Consider the following 22,134-nt stretch of genomic DNA (forward strand, 5'->3'; position numbering starts at 1 on the left):
TGTCACAATCCCGCAAACAGGAGGTAGTAGCGGCTACCTTTCAGACACGGGCAGACAGCCCGTACCCTATGAGAAGTCATAGAAGTACAGGCGTCTCCCGGTGTCTGAAAAAAAATCCGCTACGATTTCCTGTTCACCGAGGAAACGCACAATCGCATACCATAAAACGGCATGCTACGTTCCAATGACAAAGGTACAAATTCTTTTCGGAAAATAACAAGAGAGATTTATAAATGTTTAGGAAAGAAAACGAATGATGATTGTATAATTAAAGCGTATGTATATAAAAAGCAGGCTTCAATAAGTTTTTCGTTTCATATATAGAATAAAAGGTGTGTCGTTTTGTTTCGTATACAAAACAAAATATTTGATAAAGCTGCTCTAATCTATTTCATAATATCATTCAAGTCAAAATAAAGCAAACGTGTAGCAGAATCCACATCTTCACTATTCAAAGGAATAAATCCATTCTTATCATAAAAAGAAACAGCTGCCGCATACACATCTACAGTTAAAAAGCGACAATCCGTTTTATTTTCAAGTACATTACTTACAGCTAACAAAGCTTCCCGATAAAGAAAAGATTCGTATTTTATTTTTTTAAGATTTTCATTGCCAGTTCATAATCTTCCAACCTTTTTCCCGCTGCTCCGGCGTTTCACTACGCTTCTCTTTCATCCGTTCTTCAAATCGCCGAGCATCTTCTCCGAAAAGTATCGGAGTTTCCTTAATTGGTCTTGCCATACCTATACAACTCCTTTCTTTTGGTTTATACGCTACTAAAACAATTGAATAAATCAGGAAGTGCAAGTTATTACGAAGTTATCTTTTACTCACCAGCTTTATTTTGCATACGAAATAAAGTAAATAGCCTGTATTATTATTTTGTATATAGAACAAAAGACGTACCTTTGCTCTTGCAAGCAGAATATAAAATAAAAAAAGGATAACAACAGCAAACTATAAAAGCATCGAGAATCATGAACAAAAAAATTGACTTTAACGACGTCCCAAAAAATTATTTATACTGCACCTATAACAAATGTCCGCGCCGCAATGAATGCCTACGCCATCAAGCTACGCTCCGTATACCGCAAAACGTTCCTGATTTCCGAACAGTCAATCCCAACCACATAATAGGAAACGAGAATAACTGCAGTTTTTTCAAGCCATACCGTACTTCACGCTTTGCCTGCGGAATAGACCACATATTGGACAACATTCCATATTCTACGGCTGTCATCATCCGCAAAGAATTATATTCTTTGATGGGGCGCAGCATGTTTTACCGCATCCGCAACAAAGAACGGATGCTGCATCCTGACGAACAAAAGCAGATTATCGCTGTCTTTCTAAAACATGGTATCGAAAACAAACCTGAATTCGACCAATATATTGATTTATTCGATTGGTAAGACCTTTATCAGAAACACTATAAAACGGCGTTTCCGGATATTCTGACAAGGGACAATACTCACACCTATGAGAAAAAATACTCATACCAATGGGAATATATTCTCATAGGTATGAGTATTTTTTCTCATAAGGGTAAGTATCATTGAGAATCTTATCATATCTCCGACGAGAGTTGTCCCGCCGCTTTCAAATAAGCCACATAATTCACATACAATTGGAAATGGGCATCCACTTTCGTCTGATAAGCCTGCTGCCAAAGCACTTGTGCTTCCAGATAATCCGAAAGAGTTTCCAGTCCCACTTCATATTGCTTACCACTGACTTTCATATTCTCCTCTGCCTGTTCCAGCGAACGTTCGGAAAGCTCCGTTTCCAACCGGGCCTCATCCAGATTATTGGCAGCTTGCATCAACTCCAGCAACATCTTTTCATTGACATTTTCCTGTTCAAGACGGGCTTGTTCCAACTTCACTTTGGCAGACTTTACTTTATTGGTACGTTCGCCAAAATGAAACAGAGGAACAGAGACATTCAGGAATACGGAAAAAGCACCCTTCTTCATCAAAGTTTCATCATTGACTTCCAATCCGTGAAGATAATCATAACTACCTCTGACGCCGATACGCGGTAACAGCTCACTACGATTCAGCTTTACCTCCTGCTCGGCAATGGCTATTTGTTTGTTCAAGATTCCATATTCAGGACGGGCGGTAATATCAGAAACCTGCACTTTCCATTCCTGCTCCACTTCCGGAAAATCATCAGATATATCAATCTGTGCTGTCAAAGGGCGTCCGATGTAATGACAGAGATTCATACCCGCAAGACGGAGGGCGTTATCAGCCTTTCGCAAAGAAAGTTCACTCTCGTTGAGCTTCACCTGCACTTTCAGTACATCATTTTGCGGTTTCATGCCATGTCGGTGAGCACTCTTCACATTTTTGAAAAGTTCCGTTAGTAAGTTATGATATTTTTCCGCCACTTTTCTCATTTCCTTGGCTTTCACTAACTGCACGTATGCTTTATCTGTATTCAGAATAACTTCCGAAGTAGTTAAGGCTTCGTTCAAGTGTGCCATTTCTTTTCCCAGTAGTGACATTTTATAGGCAGCACGGATTTTTCCTCCCATATAAAGAGGTTGCTCCACTTGTATACCGCCCGAGTAAACAGTTCCGACCTTATAATCCAGATTCAATCCGGGAAAATAAGCGAAACCGCTCGATACCAGTTCTCCGGTAGCAGGATTGGGCAGGAAAACCGGAAGGTTTCCTCCCGGAACTCCGAGACTTCCATCCGCTGTGCTATAAATACCCGTTCCGTTGGCTGTAAAATTAGGGAAGAAATTGGCTTTATAACTAAGAGACATCAATCGGGCTGCTTCCGTCTGCTTATTAGCGGCAGCCATATCCTTATTATATTTCAGTGCCATTTCACGGCATTGCGCCAGACTTAGTTTTTCTTGCGCGGCAAGAGAAACCGACAGGCCGAACAATACACCCGCTACACTAATGGCTACAAGAATTTCTTTTTTCATTTGTCTGTCTTTTTTATATGAAAGAATAATGCATACAAAATCGGGATAAAAAGCAACGTTATCAACGTGCCGAACAGCAACCCACCCATGATAGAAGCCGCCAACGAACCAAACATGGCATCCGGCAACAATGGAATCATTCCCAAAATCGTAGTCAGCGAAGCCATCATCACGGGACGGAGACGACTTTGCGAACTGTCTATCAATGCCGTCACAGGTTCTACTCCCTGATTAATCTGCAAAGTGATCTCATCCATCAAGACAATACCGTTCTTAATAATCATACCGATCAACCCCAATGTACCGACGATAGCCACAAAGTTGAATGTCTTCCCGGTAAGCAGCATTACAGCAACAACACCGACAAATACCAGCGGAATAGTACAGAAGATGATAACCGGTTTCCGGTAATCTTTGAACAGCATGATTAGAATGGATATCATCAGAATGATAGCAAACGGGAAATTCTTGAACAGATATTGCATAGACTTTGTGCTGGCGTTCCTCTCGCCTTGCCATTGAAGCCGATATCCGTCAGGCAGCGGAATCTGTTCAATCTGCGTGGCAATGGATTGCCGCGCCTTCTCCGTTTCTACCCCCGGAACAGGAGAACATTGCACCCGTTGGCTACGCTGCCCGTTATAACGGGGAACCACCGGATCTTCCCACTTCACATCAATCCGCTTACTGATTTGTTTTAACGGAGTTGTTCCCATCAACGTTTCCACCAGTTCTTCTTTTGATAGTGTTCCTGTCTTCAGTTTCATCATCATTTCCTGTGTCAGCAAACCGTTCAGAGAAGGAAGAGACGAGAATATCTGCGTATTGTCCAGGTTTTCAATCGGATTTCCGTGTTCGTCCAGGCAACGCAAGTAGATATTATCTTTGTGAATACCTTCGTAGAAAGACCCGATAGGGATGCCGCTGGTAGCGGTCAGTAGAGATAGGCTTACATCATTACGGCTCAATCCGATAGCACGTGCCGCAGGCTGGTCATATTCAATAGTCAGTACCGGAATTTGCGGTTCCCAGTCCGTGGTAATCAGGTAAACATCCGGGCAATTCTCCATAATCTTGCGGGCACTGTCTGCCAACTGATGCAAAACAGCAGGATCAGGACCGGTAAATTGCGCTTCAATAGGATATTTTTTGAACATCAGATTGTAGCGGTTCATCTTTACGTAAGCATCCGGATAATGTTGTGAAAGATATTGTTGAATTTCCGCCATGTTATCCACCAAATCGTCCGGAGAGGTGAAGTCGATAATCAGTTCACCGTAAGATAAGGAAGGATTGGCTACGTTACGCACCAAGTTATAACGGGCAGGTGTACCACCGATAGAAGTAGTGACGTGTGTAACTTCCGGACGCTTTTTCAGGTAAACTTCGATTTCTTCCAAGTCATGTGCTACACGAGTGGAGTTAGTCCCTTCCGGCAATTTATATTCCATGTAAAGCTGATCGTAGACCATATCCGGGAAAAAGCCCTGCTTCATAAACCGATAACTGAAAGCCGAAAGCAATACCAAAGCAATCATTGTAAACACAAAACTCCAACGATGTGCCAGACTGAATTTCAATAATGAACGGAGCACAGCATAAATCTTTCCTTCATACACACGTTTTCCGGCAGCAGTAGTTGCCGCAGAGATTTCCGGATGCAAAATCCGGTCAGCCATCAACGGGACGTGCACCAAAGCCAGCACCCAACTAAGCAATAAGGAAACAGCGAGTACGATAAACAAATCGCGCGTATAAACGCCTGCCGTATCAGGAGACATAAAGATAGGAAGAAAAGCGATGATGGCAATCAGAGTAGCTCCCAGCAAAGGCATCGCTGTCTGCCGTCCGATGGCAGTCATTGCCTCCATCCGACTCTTTCCGGCTTTCAAATCTACCAAAATACCGTCGATGATAACAATCGCATTATCCACCAGCATCCCCATCGCAAGCACGAACGAGGCCAATGAAACACGCTGCATCGTACCATCCATAAAATAAAGGAACAGGAAGGAACCGAATACCGTCACTACCAAACTGATACCGATAATCACCCCGCTCTTAAATCCCATAGCAATCATCAGAATAACAACTACGATAATCACAGATTCTATCAGATTAAGAATGAACGTCCCCAACGAACTGCCTACGCGTTCCGGCTGATAGAAAACTTTATGACACTCTACTCCTGCTGGAAGGCGTTCGACTTTCAGTTGCTCCAATTTCTTTTCCACTTGATGCCCCACTTTGATAATGTCGGCATCCGAAGAAGCGGCCACCATTATTCCTATCGCACGCTGACGGTCATAAAACAATTCGTTGCGGGTAGGATCTTCATAATCTTTCTCAATACGGGCTATATCACTCAACCGCAACTGATCGGCATCATGTCCCTGAATCAGCATACGACCGATATCCTCCACCGTCTTAAACTTGTCACTGACTGTCACCCGGATACGATTATCGCCATTATCATAGTAACCAGTATAAGTCGTTTGGTTCTGTCCGTTCAATGTGGCTAGCACTTCGGCGGGTTTCACACCCAAGTTAGCCATCCGGTCTTGCAAAAGAGAGATATTAATACATTCGGGACGTTTACCGTATAAGTCGACGCGTTCCACCCCATCCAGTTCGCTGACTTCACGTTTCACCAGTTCTGAATAATCAGACAGTTCCCTATCGGAAAGTCCGTCACCCGTCAAAGCGAAAAACATTCCGTAAACATTTCCAAAATCATCTTTTACAATAGAAGGACTGGCACCTTCGGGAAGTTCTGCCTGTGCGTTCGCCACTTTACGACGCAACAGATCCCAGCATTGTTCTACGTCCGTCTCTTTGACAGTCGTTTTCAGTTCTACCTGAATCAGGGAGAGATCGTTGTAGGAATAACTTTCCACATTATCTATATTCCCCATGGAGCGAATATTCTTCTCCAGTACATCCGTCACCTCTAATTCTACCTGATGCGCAGACGCACCGGGATAGGTGGTGACTACCATGGCAAGCTTTACCGTTATTTCTGGGTCTTCCAGTTTACTCATTTCATAACTGGAATAAGCTCCTCCTACAATCAGTACGGCAATCAGGAAGTAGATTAACTTCTTGTTCTCAAATGCCCATTTACTAATATCAATCATAGCAGTCCTCCCACATTGGTTTCAGCAGCCGGAAGAAGCGGTTCCACCTGTTCTCCCTCTTTTACATGATGCACCCCCGAAGCGACAACCAAATCACCGGGATTCGCTCCGTCTGAAGTAATCAGGCATCTGCCGTCGCTAAGCAGACGGGTGACGGTCACATCACAACGGCGAATAGCGTGACTGGAAGCATCATAAAGAAAGATACTCGTACGCCCGTTCTCACGAAGAATCGCTCCACCGGGAACCGACAGGTTACGCACATCTCCTTCACTACATTCGATAGTTACCATTGTATTCATGCCGGGCGATGGAACTACCTGTTTATCTTCTTTTTTCAGTTGAAGCCGCATGGTGTACAACTGATTGGCATTTGCCTTAGGGGTGACACTAATCAGTTCCAAAGCATATCTTTGATGAGGATAAATATCGAATGTACAATAGTAGCGGGTAAACTGCTGTCGACGAATATATTCCACTGCCGGAAGATTAATCTCCACCTCCGGGCTTCCCTCACTGATGATGGAAACGACGGGCATACCGGCAGCTACCGTCTCATGGGAATCAAAAAGACGTTTCTGCACATATCCGCTAAAAGGAGCATACAAACGGGTGTATGCCAACTGGTCTTTAGCATGGTTATATTTGGCGGTAATCTGTCTCAATCCGTACACGGCCTTATCGTTAGCATCCGGTGTTGTCACATTTTCCTTATAAAGTGCCATCACCCGTTCCGCCTCCGCTTTCACACTTTGATATTCTGCTTCTGTCGCATCCAGCTGAATCTGATAGTCTGTCGGATCTAATTCTGCCAGTAATTGCCCTTTACGCACATAGGCACCGTCATTTACATGCATATACTGAATAGTACCACTCACCCGGAAAGACAGACTTATGTCCTGTGCCGCTTTCACCCGTCCCGGAAACTGCAAAGCTATTTGTCTGTCGGCAGAAAGTACGGTATCAATCTTCACTGCCGGCTTACTGTCTGTGTTTTGTACACGTTGCCCACACGAAGTCAACAGAACTGCTAAAAATCCTGTTAATAAGAAGTCTAATCGTCTCATATTTTCACTTATTAGTTAGTTGCCACAAAAGTATCCCAAGCAAACATGAGGAGAAAGGTTGATTTAGACGAAACATTGTTCTATTTGTACGTTACCTAAGATAAAAAGCCGAAATAGTTTGCTATTTGTATTTATTTGTTTATTACTTTGTAAAGAAATTCATTTCAACGAAAAGGAATATGGAACCACTGATGCCATTCAAGTATGTTATAATATCTCCGGAAGATACTTCCATGAAAGAAGGATGCATTATTTCCGAATTCAACCAATGCGGACTTTTCCTCTGCCAGAAAGGACAGGCGGAAATCCTGTTGGGAGGTAGACCATATCAGATTAACAAAAGGAATCTTTTCATATATACAGCAGCCAACCTTCTACAGATACGCCAAAGAAGCGCAGACTTGGAAGGAATCATGATAGAGGTCGACCTGGATTATGTCATACCAATAGTAAACAAAGTAGCTAACTCGGAAAATTTGCTTTATTTGCGGGAAAATCCCTGCCTGTCGCTCTCTGAAGAGCAATATACATTTGTAGAGAACTTGCTCAAATCTGTAGAAAAACGAATTAACAGGGAGAATATCTGTAACAGTTCCCGTCAGAAACAACATTTAATTTCTGAATTAATCAAATCCTGGGGACAGGTGATATGCTATGAGTTATTAAACATTTATTTCAGTAACGAACCCCAAACACCACTGCCACAGGATAAAAAGGATAAGATCTTCCAAAATTTCATGATTACCCTTTATCGATATTATCGTCAGGAACGTGATGTTACTTTTTATGCAGACAAGCAATGCTTGTCCGCCCGATATTTTTCTTCTGTCATCAAGGAGAAATCAGGGAGCAGTGCTTTGCAGTGGATTATACAGAATGTCATTACAGAAGCTAAATATCTGCTCGATAATACCGATTTAAGTATTAAGGAAATAGCAACCAAACTCAACTTCCCCACACAATCATTCTTCGGGAAATATTTCAAGCAGTATGTCGGTATATCTCCTAAAGAATATCGGAACAAACTTATCAAACAGTAACTTTCTTAAACTGCCGGAACTGCCACCACAACATTCCTCCGGATATAAGACTAGCCGCCAAATCTGCCACAGGCATACTGGCCCAAACGCCCATTTGTCCATAATAGTGAGGTAGAATCAATAAACAGGGAACGAGAAATAACATCTGCCGCGTCAGCGACAAGAAAATGGCTTTACTTGCCATTCCAATACTCTGGAAGAAGTTGGAAGCTACCATCTGAAACCCAACAATCGGGTAGAAAAATACCACAATACGAAAACCTTTAGAAGCAATGCTGATTAACTCTTCGTCCGAAGTAAAGATGGAAGATACGATTTCCGGAATAAACATACCGATCAGAAAACCAATCGTTGTCACTACAGTTGCACAACAAATGGTTACTTTCAGTACTTCCGTCACACGAGGATAGAGCTTCGCACCAAAATTATATCCCGCAATGGGCTGCATCCCTTGGTTTAGTCCCAATACAATCATAATAAAGACAAAAACAATACGATTAACAATACCGAATGCACCGATCGCCAAATCACCTCCATGCTCTTTTAATCCCTGATTAATCAGAATCACAATAAAGCAAGACGCCATATTCATCAGAAAGGGAGACATACCAATAGCCAGCGAATCCAACACGATTTTCCGTTTCAAACGAAAAATCCCCTTTTTCAACCGTATCAGTTCATCTTTGCGGCAGAACAGATGAAGCTGCCAGACCAATGCAATCAACTGCGCACAAACCGTAGCCGTAGCCGCCCCACGGATTCCCCAGTCGAATACAAAAATAAACAATGGAGCAAGCAATACATTGATTATCACTGTCGTTATTGTTGCCATCATCGCTTTCTGCAGATGGCCCGAAGCACGGAGCACTGCATTCAGCCCCAGATATAAATGGGTAACCACATTTCCGAGCAAGATAACCTGCATAAATTCACGGGCATACTTCACCGTTTCATCGCTTCCTCCGAAAAAGTAAAGTATCGGATCGAGAAAAGGAAGAACGATTACCGTAAAAGAGATACCTATAATAAGGTTTAATACAAACACATTTCCCAAAACCTGCTGTGCGGTATCATAATCTTTCTGTCCTAGCTTCACCGAAATCAATGTAGCCGCACCGACACCGACCAACGAGCCGAAAGCCGCGGCAAGATTCATTAGCGGGAAAGTTAATGCCAACCCGGAAATAGCCATCGCACCTACCCCGTGACCGATAAAAATACTATCTACCATATTGTAAAGAGAAGACGCCGTCATGGCGATAATTGCCGGAATGGCATACTGCATTAAAAGCTTCCCAATCTTTTCCGTACCCAACGCAGTGGGTGTCTTTTGTCCTGTCATACCTATTAGTTTGAGACGGCAAAGATACAAAAAAGAGGTGGATTACAGGATATATGAGAAAAGTTTCGTATTTTTGCCTCCAAAATTGAGTTAATACGTAACGAAATGAATATATTAGAACTAAGTGAACAGGAAATCATTCGACGCAACAGCCTGAATGAGCTTCGTGCGATGGGTATTGATCCATACCCTGCAGCAGAGTATGTAACCAATGCTTTCTCTACAGATATTAAAGCTGAATTTAAAGACGACGAGGAGCCACGCCAAGTTTCCGTAGCCGGCCGTATCATGAGCCGCCGCGTGATGGGTAAAGCATCTTTCGTTGAATTGCAAGACTCTAAAGGTCGCATCCAGGTGTACATCACCCGCGATGATATCTGCCCGGGAGAAGACAAGGAACTGTACAACTCTGTATTCAAACGCCTGCTCGACTTAGGTGACTTTATCGGTATCGAAGGTTTCGTGTTCCGCACACAAATGGGTGAAATCAGTATCCATGCTAAGAAACTGACTGTACTTGCAAAGTCTATCAAACCGTTGCCTATCGTTAAATACAAAGACGGGGTAGCTTATGACTCTTTTGAAGATCCCGAACTCCGTTATCGCCAACGCTATGTGGACCTGGTAGTGAACGACGGTATCAAAGAAACATTCCTGAAACGTGCCACTGTTGTGAAAACATTGCGCAATGCTTTGGACGAAGCCGGTTACACGGAAGTGGAAACTCCCATCTTGCAATCTATTGCCGGTGGAGCAAGCGCACGACCGTTCATCACTCACCATAACTCACTGGACATGGATCTTTACCTGCGTATCGCAACAGAACTTTATCTGAAGCGACTGATCGTAGGTGGTTTTGAAGGTGTATATGAAATAGGTAAGAACTTCCGTAACGAGGGTATGGACAAAACCCATAACCCGGAGTTCACTTGTATGGAACTCTACGTACAATATAAGGATTACAACTGGATGATGAATTTCACCGAAAAGTTGTTGGAACGTATTTGTATCGCAGTAAACGGTAGCACAGAAACAGTGGTTGACGGAAAAACCATCAACTTCAAAGCTCCTTACCGCCGTCTGCCTATTCTGGACGCTATCAAAGAAAAGACAGGATATGACCTGAACGGCAAGAGCGAAGAGGAAATCCGCCAAGTCTGCAAAGAACTGAAGATGGAAGAAATCGACGAGACGATGGGTAAAGGCAAGCTGATTGATGAAATTTTCGGAGAATTCTGCGAAGGTACATATATCCAGCCGACTTTCATCACCGATTATCCGGTTGAAATGTCTCCGCTGACCAAGATGCACCGCTCTAAACCGGGACTGACCGAACGTTTCGAACTGATGGTGAACGGTAAAGAGCTGGCTAATGCCTACTCGGAATTGAACGATCCGCTGGATCAGGAAGAACGTTTCAAAGAACAAATGCGTTTGGCCGACAAGGGAGACGACGAAGCGATGATTATCGATCAGGACTTCCTGCGCGCTTTACAATACGGTATGCCTCCTACATCGGGTATCGGTATCGGTATCGACCGTCTGGTGATGTTAATGACCGGACAGACTACCATTCAGGAAGTATTGTTCTTCCCGCAAATGCGCCCGGAAAAAGTAGTGAAAAAAGACGCTGCTGCCAAATACATGGAATTGGGAATCGCAGAAGACTGGGTTCCGGTGATTCAAAAAGCCGGTTACAACACAGTTGCCGACATGAAAGATGTCAATCCGCAGAAGCTGCACCAGGACATCTGCGGCATTAACAAGAAATATAAATTAGAACTGACCAATCCGTCGGTAAACGACGTAACTGAGTGGATACAGAAAATTTAATAAGTTCTTCATCCAAATCCATACAAATGAAATTACCCGGCAAGATAGCGATAATGGGCGGAGGAAGTTGGGCTACAGCCATCGCAAAGATGTGTCTGGCCCAAGAGGACTCTATCAATTGGTACATGCGGCGAGACGACCGCATTGCCGATTTTAAACGATTAGGGCACAATCCGGCTTATCTGACAGGAGTGAAATTTGATACGAGACGCATCACTTTCAGTTCCAACATCAACGATGTTGTGAAAGAATCGGATACACTGATCTTCGTCACTCCCTCTCCTTATCTGAAGGCGCATCTGAAAAAGTTGAAAACCAAGATAAAAGATAAGTTTATCATCACCGCTATCAAAGGAATCGTACCCGATGACAACGTTATTGTATCGGAATACTTCACAAAAGAATATGGTGTGCCACCAGAAAACATAGCAGTCCTTGCAGGTCCCTGCCACGCAGAAGAAGTAGCTTTGGAGCGACTCTCCTACCTGACTATCGCCTGCCCTGATAAAGACAAGGCACGTATCTTCGCACGCCGTCTGGGAAGCAGTTTTATCAAAACATCTGTCAGTGATGACGTGGCGGGTATCGAATACAGTTCGGTGCTCAAAAACGTGTATGCCATTGCTGCCGGTATCTGTAGCGGACTGAAATATGGCGACAACTTCCAGGCTGTATTGATTTCTAACGCCATTCAGGAAATGAATCGTTTCCTGAACACGGTGCATCCGTTGAACAGAAACGTGGATGAATCTGTTTATCTGGGGGATTTATTGGTGACCGGCTACTCCAACTTTAGTCGTAACCGTACTTTCGGAACGATGATAGGTAAAGGGTATTCCGTGAAGAGTGCGCAAATTGAAATGGAAATGATTGCAGAGGGTTACTATGGTACGAAATGTATCAAAGAAATCAATAAGCATCATCATGTCAATATGCCGATACTGGACGCTGTGTATAACATCCTATACGAACGTATCTCACCAATGATCGAGATTAAATTGCTGACTGACTCTTTTAGATAATCTTTAAACAAGAACGATATGATTAGTTTAAACATTGAAAAGACATTTGGATTTATCTCCAAAGAAAAGGTTTTTGCTTACGAAGCTGAAGTAAAAGCCGCACAGGAAATGCTTGAAAAAGGTACAGGCAAAGGTAATGACTTTTTAGGATGGTTGCATTTGCCTTCTTCTATCACTAAAGAACACTTAGCCGACCTGAACGCTACAGCAAAAGTATTAAGAGATAACTGTGAAGTAGTAATCGTTGCCGGTATCGGTGGCAGCTATCTGGGTGCCCGTGCCGTAATCGAAGCTTTGTCTAACAGCTTCACTTGGCTGCAGGAAAAGAAAACGGCTCCTGTCATGATCTATGCAGGACACAATATCAGCGAAGATTATCTGTACGAACTGACTGAATATCTGAAAGATAAGAAATTCGGTGTCATCAATATTTCTAAATCAGGAACTACTACCGAAACTGCTCTTGCTTTCCGTTTGCTGAAAAAGCAATGTGAAGATCAGCGCGGTAAAGAAACTGCAAAGAAAGTAATCGTTGCTGTGACGGACGCTAAAAAAGGTGCTGCCCGTGTTACAGCTGACAAAGAAGGATATAAAACATTTATCATCCCTGACAACGTAGGCGGACGTTTCTCTGTACTGACTCCGGTTGGTTTGCTGCCTATCGCAGTAGCCGGATTTGATATCGACAAACTGGTTGCCGGTGCTGCCGATATGGAAAAAGTATGCGGATCGGACGTTGCATTTACTGAAAACCCGGCTGCTATTTATGCTGCTACCCGCAATGAGTTGTACAGGAATGGCAAGAAGATCGAAATCCTCGTTAACTTCTGCCCGAAACTGCACTATGTAAGCGAATGGTGGAAACAGCTTTACGGAGAATCGGAAGGAAAAGACAATAAGGGTATCTTCCCTGCATCGGTAGATTTCTCTACAGACCTTCATTCTATGGGTCAATGGATTCAGGAAGGCGAACGTTCTATCTTCGAAACTGTGATTTCAGTAGAGAAAGTTAACCACAAACTGGAAGTTCCTTCTGACGAAGCAAATCTGGACGGCTTGAACTTCTTAGCCGGCAAGCGTGTGGACGAAGTGAACAAGATGGCCGAACTGGGAACGCAGCTGGCTCACGTAGACGGTGGCGTACCTAATATGCGCATCGTACTTCCGGAATTGAGCGAATACAACATTGGTGGTCTGCTCTATTTCTTCGAAAAGGCTTGTGGTATCAGCGGTTATTTGTTGGGCGTGAACCCATTCAACCAACCGGGTGTGGAAGCATACAAAAAGAATATGTTTGCCTTGCTGGACAAACCGGGTTATGAAGAGGAATCAAAAGCAATCCGTGCAAAACTATAAATCAAGAACGTTTTATAAACGGTAAACTATAAACAATGAACGGTGAACAACTATGCTATATACATGGATTTGTTCACCGTTCATTATTATATTCAATTGATTGCAGTTTCCGATTGTACCGCTTATTGCCCGTTGTACCGTTTACTGCTCACCACTTCTACTTCTCATCTTCCACTTTCGTCTTCAAACCGATTTCTTCCTGTGCTCCTTCACATTCGGCTTTGGAAGAAAGATAGAACTCTAATTTCACATCACCGTTCTTATCTACCTGTTTAATGGTCGCAATCACCATAATTTTGGCTTTTGACACCCCATCCTTAAAACGAAGCTGTCCTTTTTCCACATCTGTCAGATTTCCCTCTGTAGATACTTCTGTTTGCTCATAAAAGAGTTTGGTATCCACTTCATCGTCATTCTGAAGTTTAAAGGTTTTCAGTTCTGCCCCATTTCCATCCAAAAGCAGAAAGGCTTTCACTTCATCTCCCACTTTCAAGGCGGGCAGTTCCTCCCTCTGATTCGCATAGTCTTTTTCATCGGAACTGGTATTTTCACCGTCCGATTCGATCTTCGCATAAAGCTTTTCTATCTTGATAACAGGACTTTCCCCACTATCAGAGCAGGCGCCTAAAAACAATGGTAGCAACAATAATACTCTCTTTTTCATGCTATCGTCGAGTTTATAACGTTACAAAAATACACATATTCTTCTAAACAGCAAATAATTATGTAGTTAATCGCTTGGGAGCGTCATTTGCAACTATCTTCCCTTTCTAACTTATCTCTCATTTTTTATCGTTATCTTTGCCTCGTATACAGTTGTAGATGAAGCGAATCAAACTTAAAAAACAAATAGAATGGCAGGAAATTTATTAAAGAAGTCCAGTGGACTCATGCTACTATGTAGCGTATCATTGCTAATGATAGTCATGACCGGTTGTCAGGAAGCCAAACTCAAAACTGTAATCGGGATAGCCAACAAACAGTGTCCGCTGGACATGGGAGAAGTCGGCAATATTACCAGTATCATCTACGACGGGGATAACGTAGTGTACACTCTCAACATGAACGAGGAAATTACCAATATTAAGATTTTGAAAGATAATCCGGAAAGCATGAAATCATCTATCAAAATGATGTTTCAGAATCCGGCTGCTGATGTAAAGGAAATGCTGAAATTGATGGCTAAGTGTAATTCCGGATTACACATGATATTTGTAGGGAATAAGTCGGGCGAACAAGCGGTTTGCGAACTTACTGCCGAAGAATTGAAAGAGGTTATCAATACAAATGCCGACCCGGCACAAAGCGGACAGACAAAGCTTGAAGCGCAACTGAAAATGGCGAATCTGCAATTTCCAATGCAGGCCAGTGAAGAAGTCGTTGTCGAAAAAATCGAAATCATAGGTGAATCGGTTGTTTATATATGCAGTGTGGACGAAGAGTTGTGTCCTATCAGCCAGATTGAAGAAAACGCAGCTGAAGTGAAAGAGGGTATTGTGTCAACGCTAGCAAGTCAGACCGATCCTGCCACCCAGATATTCATAAAAACCTGCGTGGAGAACAATAAAAATATTACCTACAGATATATCGGCAAGGATTCCGGGAAACAATACGATGTAGTTATTCCCGTGTCTGATCTGAAGAAAATGCTCATAAAAAATAAAATATCATCTTAAAAAGATTCCGCAACGTACAAAGTATGAAAAAGAAACTGAAAGCCGTCCTGTTTGACATGGACGGCGTACTCTTTGACTCTATGCCTTATCATTCGGAAGCCTGGCATAAAGTAATGAAATCTCATGGGCTCACTCTTAGTCGCGAAGAAGCATATATGCATGAAGGACGGACAGGAGCCTCTACAATCAATATTGTTTTTCAACGTGAATTGGGTAGAGAAGCCACACAGGAGGAGATAGAAAGTATCTATCAGGAGAAAAGTGTTTTGTTCAATTCATATCCCGAAGCAAAGCCTATGCCCGGTGCATGGGAGTTACTGCAAAAAGTGAAGAAGGACGGGCTGATTCCGATGGTGGTCACCGGCTCCGGTCAGTTATCCCTGCTCGAACGGCTGGAACACCACTATCCGGGAATGTTTCACAAAGAACTGATGGTTACAGCGTTCGATGTAAAATATGGCAAACCCAATCCCGAGCCGTATTTGATGGCTTTGAAAAAAGGAGGGATCAAAGCGGATGAAGCGGTTGTAGTAGAAAACGCTCCGTTAGGAGTGGAAGCCGGACACAACGCGGGTATTTTCACCATAGCAGTCAATACGGGTCCTTTGAACGGGCAAGTGTTGCTGGATGCCGGGGCTGATTTATTATTTCCATCCATGCAGGCACTTAATGACACCTGGGACATGATGACTGAAAATGACATCTAAAAGCTGAAAAGAAAATTTATTCTTCAAAACAGAAGAAAAATATTGAAAAGCAGGAATATAAATAGTATTTTTACGGGAGTTTAATTCGCTTAGATTCTATCTAAGCCAACGCAGATTCTACTATGCAAAAGTTATTATCTTTACCACCCAATTTGATCCATTGCTTCCACGAACTGGAAGAAGTTAACCATACCGATTGGTTTTGTACATCAGACCCCATAGGGAGCAAACTAGGCTCCGGCGGCGGAACCACATGGTTATTGCAAGCTTGCCATCAGGCATTCGCTCCACAAGAGTCTTTCAGCAACTGGATAGGACACGAAAAAAAAATATTGCTCCATGCAGGCGGACAAAGCCGTCGGCTACCCAGCTACGGCCCTTCCGGCAAAATATTAACTCCTATCCCGATCTTCAGTTGGGAAAGAGGACAAAAGCTGGGACAGAATCTGTTATCATTGCAGCTCCCGCTCTATGAAAGGATTATGAATCAGGCTCCGGCCGGTCTGAATACGCTGATTGCTAGCGGAGACGTATATATCCGTTCGGAAAAACCGCTTCAGGATATTCCGAACGCAGATGTAGTATGCTACGGGCTGTGGGTGAATCCTTCATTGGCAACTCATCATGGCGTGTTTGTTTCCGACCGGAAAAAACCGGAGGTGCTCGATTTCATGTTGCAGAAACCTTCTTTGGAAGAGTTGGAAGGATTGTCGAAAACTCATCTTTTCCTGATGGATATCGGCATCTGGATTTTGAGTGACCGCGCCATAGAAGTATTGATGAAACGGTCATTGAAAGAAGGTACGAAGGATATTACTTATTATGACTTATACTCGGACTATGGTTTGGCTTTGGGAGAGCATCCTAAAACGAAAGATGAAGAAATCAATCAGTTATCCGTAGCTATATTGCCGTTGCCAGGTGGAGAATTCTACCATTACGGCACAAGTCACGAACTGATTTCTTCTACTTTAGCCATACAGGACAAGGTACGGGACCAAAGAAGAATCATGCACCGGAAAGTAAAGCCAAATCCGGCTATCTTTATACAGAATTCCATCACACAAGTTTCTCTTTCTGCCGACAACGCCAATTTATGGATTGAGAATAGCCATGTGGGAAAAGAATGGAAATTAGGTTCCCGCCAGATTATTACAGGAGTTCCTGAAAACCAGTGGAGCATCAATTTGCCGGATGGGGTTTGCATTGACATTATTCCTATCGGTGAGAATGAGTTTGTTGCGCGTCCGTATGGATTGGATGATGTATTCAAAGGAGCGTTGGACAAAATAACGACTACTTACCTTAATGTTCCTTTTACCCGTTGGATGGAAGATAGAGGAATTACCTGGGAGGATATAAAAGGGCGTACAGATGATTTACAATCGGCATCCATCTTCCCCAAAGTGGCTTCTGTGGAAGATTTAGGCATATTAGTACGCTGGATGACCTCGGAGCCACAACTGGAAGAAGGGAAAAAACTTTGGTTGAAAGCAGAAAAAGTTTCTGCAGACGAAATATCCGCAAACGCCAACCTCAAGCGTCTTTACGAACAGCGCAATGCTTTCCGCAAGGAGAACTGGAAAGGATTGGCGGCCAATTATGAGAAGAGCGTATTCTATCAACTCGATTTGCTGGATGCCGCAAATGAATTTGTACGTTTCAATCTGGGCATGCCTGACGTCTTGAAAGAAGATGCTGCCCCCATGTTACGGATACACAACCGGATGCTTCGTGCACGTATCATGAAACTACATGAAGACAAGGATTGTGCCAAAGAGGAACAGGCAGCCTTTCAACTGCTTCGCGACGGTTTATTGGGGGTAATGAGCGAACGAAAGAGCCATCCCATACTCAACGTTTATTCCGATCAAATCGTATGGGGACGCAGTCCTGTGCGTATTGATGTGGCCGGAGGGTGGACGGACACACCTCCCTACTCTCTTTATTCAGGGGGAAGTGTTGTAAATCTTGCTATCGAACTAAACGGTCAACCACCGCTACAAGTATATGTGAAACCATGCAAGGAATATCACATCACTCTTCGCTCTATCGACATGGGTGCAATGGAAGTGATAAGGAATTACGAGGAACTGCAAGATTATAAAAAGGTAGGTTCTCCATTCTCTATTCCGAAAGCCGCCCTTACATTGGCGGGCTTTGCACCGGCATTCTCTACGGAATCTTATCCTTCTTTAGCTAAACAGCTGGAAGATTTCGGTTCAGGAATCGAAATTACTCTGCTGGCTGCTATTCCTGCGGGCTCTGGCTTGGGAACCAGTTCCATACTGGCATCTACCGTGCTCGGAGCAATCAATGATTTCTGCGGATTGGCTTGGGATAAAAATGATATATGTAGTTACACATTAGTATTAGAACAGCTCCTGACCACTGGAGGAGGTTGGCAAGATCAATATGGCGGTGTCTTTTCCGGTATTAAGTTGCTTCAATCCGAAGCTGGTTTCGAACAGAATCCATTAGTACGCTGGTTACCCGATCAGTTCTTTGTTCATCCTGATTACCGCGACTGTCATCTGTTATATTATACGGGAATTACTCGTACTGCTAAAAGTATTTTGGCAGAGATCGTCAGTTCCATGTTCCTCAATTCCGGTCCGCATCTAAGCTTGCTGGCCGAAATGAAAGCTCATGCAATGGATATGAGTGAAGCCATTTTACGAAGTAATTTCGAGAGTTTCGGTCGTTTGGTCGGCAAAACCTGGATACAGAACCAGGCATTAGACTGCGGAACCAATCCACCGGCAGTAGCAGCCATTATCGAAAAAATCAAGGATTACACCCTGGGATACAAACTCCCCGGTGCAGGTGGCGGAGGCTATTTATATATGGTAGCCAAAGACCCGCAAGCAGCCGGACAAATCCGACGGATACTGACGGAACAAGCCCCCAATCCTCGTGCTCGTTTTGTAGAAATGACTCTTTCTGATAAGGGACTTCAGGTTTCAAGAAGCTAAAGAGAAAGCGTTACCATATTGCCGGTCAATCATCCGGAACCATAAAAAACAAGCTTGGACAGATTCAAACGAAATGTCCAAGCTTTAATTTTTCAACGCCATAATGATCTGTTTTACATGTTGAGACTTGAAATAACTGTAAAGTAAATCATAATAATGATAAAAGCAATAGCTCCGATAATCAGCGCAACACTACCCCATTTCTTTTTTCTAGCTTCTTCCATTCTTATTTATATTTATTGGGATTAATATAATTTATCGTCAAATGTCTACATCTGGAAAGCTATGAACATACTACTACAGAATATCATTCCTTACTTTTTCATATCTACAAAGTTAGCATTTCTCACGAGAATCCTTTTATTTAAATCAACTTTTTCATTCTATTTAGGCTAAATTATGCAACTACATACAATAATAACTAACTAGGTTTGAGAAAATGCAAAGCAAAATACATGACTGACTATCTAAGGATTATGAATGTAAATATCAAGAATATGAAACACATTTATTTTACTCATTACCGCTTTTATATCACACAAAAACTGTACATTTGCACTATAAATAATATACTAGACTAAAAAAAGGATCAAAAACAAATAAAATATAAAGATGAAATTACTTAAACTATTATTCTTATCCGCCATCTTGCTATCCGCATGCAACAATGACTCGACAGACACTCCGGAAACAGGAGAGCCCAAACAGATTATCGTAGAAATGGCCTCCAATGATTTTACAGATGTCTCCGGCACATATACTCTTGAGAACAATAAAGAATACTGTACTCGGGAAGACGGAAAATATAAGATATTATTGGTCAAGAGTACATATATAAATAAGGAGGGAAAGGAAAAGGATATTCTTACCTATGGCATTCTGGATGTAGCAAATAAAAAATACATCTGCTATACAGCCAACATAGATGTAGCCCAAAGACTTGAAAGAGACTGGGAATTTTATAATCAAATAACTAATCCGGATTTTCCAGATGACCCAAATAGACGATTAGTTTGTAATTCTTATACAAAGAAAGACTAATAATAGAACCTCTTACGAGATAAAAGAAAGATTTCACTTTGATAGTCAACATATAACATTGGTTTCTTGGGAACAACAATAGACCAACAAAAATCAATTACAAGGGCTAAATCCTGCATTTAGTTTTAGTTATCCAAGGTATAAGAAAACAGAAATCCCTCAATAATCAACTGATTATCAAGGGATTTTTCTGTGACCCGGTGCGATTCAAACGCACGACCTTCAGAACCGGAATCAGGCATAGTAACACCTTTATCTTTAATAGTTGTTAGTTTGTTTATACTTTCTCTTAACAGCCTATAGAACAACTATAGACCAACAATAGTAGTATTACTGCTATGCTAGTATCATACTACTAATAGCACTTGGAGTGTGCTAAGTTTCTTCCTTTTGTTTCATAACTAAATCAGTTTAAAGTGTTATCTCAATAGGTCTAAATCTGATTTGTGTATCAATGAAGTAGAGTTTATCATCAATACCATACAGCACATTATTAGGTACTGCATCAAAAACCTCATATTCTGCATTGTGATATTCATCCTCATAGACCATTTCAAAGCCTAATGCTTGCATGTGTTCTGCTATTTCTTCCTCTGTAGCTTCTCTTTTAGCTCTGACATAAGGTTGAACTAACACAGCACAAAACTCATATTGACTGTTATAAGCAAAGCCAATCATCTGATAAGTGACATTGCTAAAGAATAGGTTATGAGCTTCTATCCTAATGAAGAAGTTCTCAAGGTCTTCACCTGCATACTCAAAGTTGTTTAATTTGAATACAACATCTTCATGCCCTGTGAATACTTCATTTTCTCCCCCTTTACTAAGGTAAGATAAGGGGAGAGAGTTAATGTTAATCCATAAGTTATGTTGAGTAGCAAATAGTTTTAGCTCTTCAATTTGCCTTCTCTTATAGCCTTCTGCTGGTTCAACATTTCCTGTTGCTTCTTTTTCTCTTCTAATGAGATTGGTTGCTTCTGCCAAGAGGTTATTGACTTGAGAGTACTCTCTATCCATTGCTTGTGGAATTCATTAATATATGTTCTATCCATACTTTAATCTGTTAAAGTGGTTGATGCAAATGTAGTAAATCAGTCTGATTTATCCAACATTACACTTCTATTTATTTAGAACACCTTCTCTATAGATGAGATGTAGCTATAATGGTAAGGATAACCATAACATAAGTCTTATTGCTTTCATAATTATTCTTTTTTCTTCATTTTAAGATACACCTTGTTGTCTTTTGTTATTATAAGCACTGGAGAATACTCATTAAATAGTGATACTTTTGGATGAAAGTCACCCTCATCATAGTTATTCTTTTCCATAAATAGCATTATATAATCTCTGGCATTATCTATAATAACTCTAGCTGTAAGTTCAGGACTTTTGTAATCCATATATGAGAGTTTATACCCTTTATCTTCAACAGAACTTAGATCTACTATATACTTTATTTCAAGAGGTACTATTTTAGCTATATAATTTTGAGTATCTGATGACCCCTGATGGTTATATAGTATAATTGCTGTTACTACAAATCCTATTGCTAATATTATAAGGAGTATTGTTTTTCTTATTTTATTCATAATTGCTTACTATTAGTTTGTTGAAATTAATCACCCACTTGTTCTCCAGTAGAAAGTCAGTTCCAAGCAAGCCATGTACCTGTATGCCACTTTCATCTTCAATGCCTTTAAAGGTATCAAGTAAGGGTCTTACACAGAACTTGGGCTTATAAACCTGACCTTCAAAAGTGAAAGGTAGAGCAACCATATCTACCTTATGCTTAGTTCCTTCTATTCCACTGATATAATAGTCACCAACTGGTTCTACTATATCCTTGAAATATTCTACTACAGTACTGTCTATCAGGCTACAGGTGCTTCCAGTATCCAAGATGAAACAAAGGTATTTATTTTCTATTTTCACATGGATAATAGGAAGTTGTACTTTATTTAAACCATTTATTATAGAGTACATAA

17 protein-coding genes and 1 pseudogene are annotated in these 22,134 nt (G+C 41.9%); 9 read left to right on the forward strand and 9 right to left on the reverse strand.

What is annotated here, in order from left to right:
• Positions 1 to 609 precede the first annotated feature (609 nt).
• The gene (locus KQP79_RS04140; RefSeq protein ID WP_262912949.1) at positions 610 to 744 is read right to left on the reverse strand and encodes a hypothetical protein; all 135 of its coding nucleotides are present in this window, start codon (positions 742 to 744) and stop codon (positions 610 to 612) included.
• 236 nt (positions 745 to 980) lie between these two features.
• On the opposite strand from KQP79_RS04140, the gene KQP79_RS04145 reads away from it, so the two are divergent.
• The gene (locus KQP79_RS04145; protein ID WP_008776266.1) at positions 981 to 1,415 is read left to right on the forward strand and encodes a DUF6078 family protein; all 435 of its coding nucleotides are present in this window, start codon (positions 981 to 983) and stop codon (positions 1,413 to 1,415) included.
• A gap of 155 nt (positions 1,416 to 1,570) precedes the next feature.
• On the opposite strand, the gene KQP79_RS04150 is transcribed toward KQP79_RS04145, so the two are convergent.
• The 3 genes from KQP79_RS04150 to KQP79_RS04160 are packed head-to-tail and all read right to left on the reverse strand — an operon-like array spanning position 1,571 to position 7,154.
• Positions 1,571 to 2,950: a TolC family protein gene (locus KQP79_RS04150; RefSeq protein ID WP_061447788.1), complete on the reverse strand. Its 1,380-nt coding sequence runs from the start codon at positions 2,948 to 2,950 to the stop codon at positions 1,571 to 1,573.
• On the reverse strand, positions 2,947 to 6,087 hold the full coding sequence (locus KQP79_RS04155) for an efflux RND transporter permease subunit (protein ID WP_009038786.1): 3,141 nt from the start codon (positions 6,085 to 6,087) through the stop codon (positions 2,947 to 2,949). The genes KQP79_RS04150 and KQP79_RS04155 overlap by 4 nt, the downstream gene beginning before the upstream one ends.
• Complete coding sequence (locus tag KQP79_RS04160) at positions 6,084 to 7,154, reverse strand: efflux RND transporter periplasmic adaptor subunit (protein ID WP_004312366.1); 1,071 nt, start codon at positions 7,152 to 7,154, stop codon at positions 6,084 to 6,086. The genes KQP79_RS04155 and KQP79_RS04160 overlap by 4 nt, the downstream gene beginning before the upstream one ends.
• A gap of 179 nt (positions 7,155 to 7,333) precedes the next feature.
• Between KQP79_RS04160 and KQP79_RS04165 the strand changes: the two genes are divergently transcribed.
• Positions 7,334 to 8,194, forward strand: coding sequence for an AraC family transcriptional regulator (locus KQP79_RS04165; RefSeq protein WP_004312365.1), 861 nt, complete (start codon positions 7,334 to 7,336; stop codon positions 8,192 to 8,194).
• Here the strand turns inward: KQP79_RS04165 and KQP79_RS04170 are convergent.
• The gene (locus KQP79_RS04170) at positions 8,184 to 9,536 is read right to left on the reverse strand and encodes an MATE family efflux transporter (RefSeq protein ID WP_032856310.1); all 1,353 of its coding nucleotides are present in this window, start codon (positions 9,534 to 9,536) and stop codon (positions 8,184 to 8,186) included. The genes KQP79_RS04165 and KQP79_RS04170 overlap by 11 nt on opposite strands.
• A gap of 105 nt (positions 9,537 to 9,641) precedes the next feature.
• Here KQP79_RS04170 and lysS point away from each other — a divergent pair, with 105 nt between their 5' ends.
• From lysS to KQP79_RS04185, 3 genes are read left to right on the forward strand one after another with little or no spacing between them, the layout of a single operon-like run.
• Positions 9,642 to 11,369, forward strand: a complete 1,728-nt coding sequence (lysS, locus tag KQP79_RS04175) for a lysine--tRNA ligase (protein ID WP_004306657.1) — start codon at positions 9,642 to 9,644, stop codon at positions 11,367 to 11,369.
• Positions 11,370 to 11,395: 26 nt separating this feature from the next.
• Positions 11,396 to 12,391, forward strand: a complete 996-nt coding sequence (locus KQP79_RS04180; protein WP_004299378.1) for an NAD(P)H-dependent glycerol-3-phosphate dehydrogenase — start codon at positions 11,396 to 11,398, stop codon at positions 12,389 to 12,391.
• A gap of 18 nt (positions 12,392 to 12,409) precedes the next feature.
• Complete coding sequence (locus KQP79_RS04185; protein ID WP_008650174.1) at positions 12,410 to 13,747, forward strand: glucose-6-phosphate isomerase; 1,338 nt, start codon at positions 12,410 to 12,412, stop codon at positions 13,745 to 13,747.
• A gap of 157 nt (positions 13,748 to 13,904) precedes the next feature.
• Here KQP79_RS04185 and KQP79_RS04190 read toward each other — a convergent pair whose 3' ends face one another.
• The gene (locus tag KQP79_RS04190) at positions 13,905 to 14,411 is read right to left on the reverse strand and encodes a DUF5035 domain-containing protein (RefSeq protein ID WP_008650173.1); all 507 of its coding nucleotides are present in this window, start codon (positions 14,409 to 14,411) and stop codon (positions 13,905 to 13,907) included.
• Positions 14,412 to 14,601: 190 nt separating this feature from the next.
• Here KQP79_RS04190 and KQP79_RS04195 point away from each other — a divergent pair, with 190 nt between their 5' ends.
• The 4 genes and pseudogenes from KQP79_RS04195 to KQP79_RS04210 all read left to right on the forward strand — a co-directional run bounded on the left by KQP79_RS04195 (position 14,602) and on the right by KQP79_RS04210 (position 20,146).
• Positions 14,602 to 15,423 (forward strand): hypothetical protein, encoded by an 822-nt coding sequence (locus KQP79_RS04195; protein WP_004306654.1) that lies wholly within the window; start codon positions 14,602 to 14,604, stop codon positions 15,421 to 15,423.
• Positions 15,424 to 15,446: 23 nt separating this feature from the next.
• Entirely contained in the window at positions 15,447 to 16,130 is a 684-nt protein-coding gene (locus KQP79_RS04200; RefSeq protein ID WP_004312359.1) for an HAD family hydrolase, read from the forward strand.
• Between the two features lie 119 nt (positions 16,131 to 16,249).
• Positions 16,250 to 19,105, forward strand: a pseudogene (locus tag KQP79_RS04205) (bifunctional fucokinase/fucose-1-phosphate guanylyltransferase); the annotation flags it as partial.
• A 612-nt stretch (positions 19,106 to 19,717) separates the two neighbouring features.
• Complete coding sequence (locus tag KQP79_RS04210) at positions 19,718 to 20,146, forward strand: hypothetical protein (RefSeq protein ID WP_004326194.1); 429 nt, start codon at positions 19,718 to 19,720, stop codon at positions 20,144 to 20,146.
• Between the two features lie 411 nt (positions 20,147 to 20,557).
• On the opposite strand, the gene KQP79_RS04215 is transcribed toward KQP79_RS04210, so the two are convergent.
• The 3 genes from KQP79_RS04215 to KQP79_RS04225 form a co-directional block, all read right to left on the reverse strand.
• Positions 20,558 to 21,163, reverse strand: coding sequence for a hypothetical protein (locus KQP79_RS04215; protein WP_009038807.1), 606 nt, complete (start codon positions 21,161 to 21,163; stop codon positions 20,558 to 20,560).
• Positions 21,164 to 21,351: 188 nt separating this feature from the next.
• Complete coding sequence (locus KQP79_RS04220; protein WP_009038808.1) at positions 21,352 to 21,738, reverse strand: hypothetical protein; 387 nt, start codon at positions 21,736 to 21,738, stop codon at positions 21,352 to 21,354.
• Positions 21,731 to 22,132, reverse strand: a complete 402-nt coding sequence (locus KQP79_RS04225) for an aspartyl protease family protein (RefSeq protein WP_004312356.1) — start codon at positions 22,130 to 22,132, stop codon at positions 21,731 to 21,733. The genes KQP79_RS04220 and KQP79_RS04225 overlap by 8 nt, the downstream gene beginning before the upstream one ends.
• Positions 22,133 to 22,134: the final 2 nt, after the last annotated feature.

It is taken from the genome of Bacteroides sp. DH3716P, from assembly GCF_025914115.1.
Taxonomy (GTDB): Bacteria; Bacteroidota; Bacteroidia; order Bacteroidales; family Bacteroidaceae; genus Bacteroides; species Bacteroides ovatus.

Bases quoted from the DNA above. Each gene is read 5' to 3' on its own strand.
- KQP79_RS04195 (WP_004306654.1), top strand. From the start codon at position 14,602: ATGGCAGGAAATTTATTAAAGAAGTCCAGTGGACTCATGCTACTATGT.
- KQP79_RS04220 (WP_009038808.1), bottom strand. From the start codon at position 21,738: ATGAATAAAATAAGAAAAACAATACTCCTTATAATATTAGCAATAGGA.
- KQP79_RS04225 (WP_004312356.1), bottom strand. From the start codon at position 22,132: ATGTACTCTATAATAAATGGTTTAAATAAAGTACAACTTCCTATTATC.
- KQP79_RS04155 (WP_009038786.1), bottom strand. From the start codon at position 6,087: ATGATTGATATTAGTAAATGGGCATTTGAGAACAAGAAGTTAATCTAC.
- KQP79_RS04180 (WP_004299378.1), top strand. From the start codon at position 11,396: ATGAAATTACCCGGCAAGATAGCGATAATGGGCGGAGGAAGTTGGGCT.
- KQP79_RS04215 (WP_009038807.1), bottom strand. From the start codon at position 21,163: ATGGATAGAGAGTACTCTCAAGTCAATAACCTCTTGGCAGAAGCAACC.
- KQP79_RS04170 (WP_032856310.1), bottom strand. From the start codon at position 9,536: ATGACAGGACAAAAGACACCCACTGCGTTGGGTACGGAAAAGATTGGG.
- KQP79_RS04150 (WP_061447788.1), bottom strand. From the start codon at position 2,950: ATGAAAAAAGAAATTCTTGTAGCCATTAGTGTAGCGGGTGTATTGTTC.
- KQP79_RS04140 (WP_262912949.1), bottom strand. From the start codon at position 744: ATGGCAAGACCAATTAAGGAAACTCCGATACTTTTCGGAGAAGATGCT.
- KQP79_RS04210 (WP_004326194.1), top strand. From the start codon at position 19,718: ATGAAATTACTTAAACTATTATTCTTATCCGCCATCTTGCTATCCGCA.
- KQP79_RS04165 (WP_004312365.1), top strand. From the start codon at position 7,334: ATGGAACCACTGATGCCATTCAAGTATGTTATAATATCTCCGGAAGAT.
- KQP79_RS04185 (WP_008650174.1), top strand. From the start codon at position 12,410: ATGATTAGTTTAAACATTGAAAAGACATTTGGATTTATCTCCAAAGAA.
- lysS (WP_004306657.1), top strand. From the start codon at position 9,642: ATGAATATATTAGAACTAAGTGAACAGGAAATCATTCGACGCAACAGC.
- KQP79_RS04200 (WP_004312359.1), top strand. From the start codon at position 15,447: ATGAAAAAGAAACTGAAAGCCGTCCTGTTTGACATGGACGGCGTACTC.
- KQP79_RS04190 (WP_008650173.1), bottom strand. From the start codon at position 14,411: ATGAAAAAGAGAGTATTATTGTTGCTACCATTGTTTTTAGGCGCCTGC.
- KQP79_RS04145 (WP_008776266.1), top strand. From the start codon at position 981: ATGAACAAAAAAATTGACTTTAACGACGTCCCAAAAAATTATTTATAC.
- KQP79_RS04160 (WP_004312366.1), bottom strand. From the start codon at position 7,154: ATGAGACGATTAGACTTCTTATTAACAGGATTTTTAGCAGTTCTGTTG.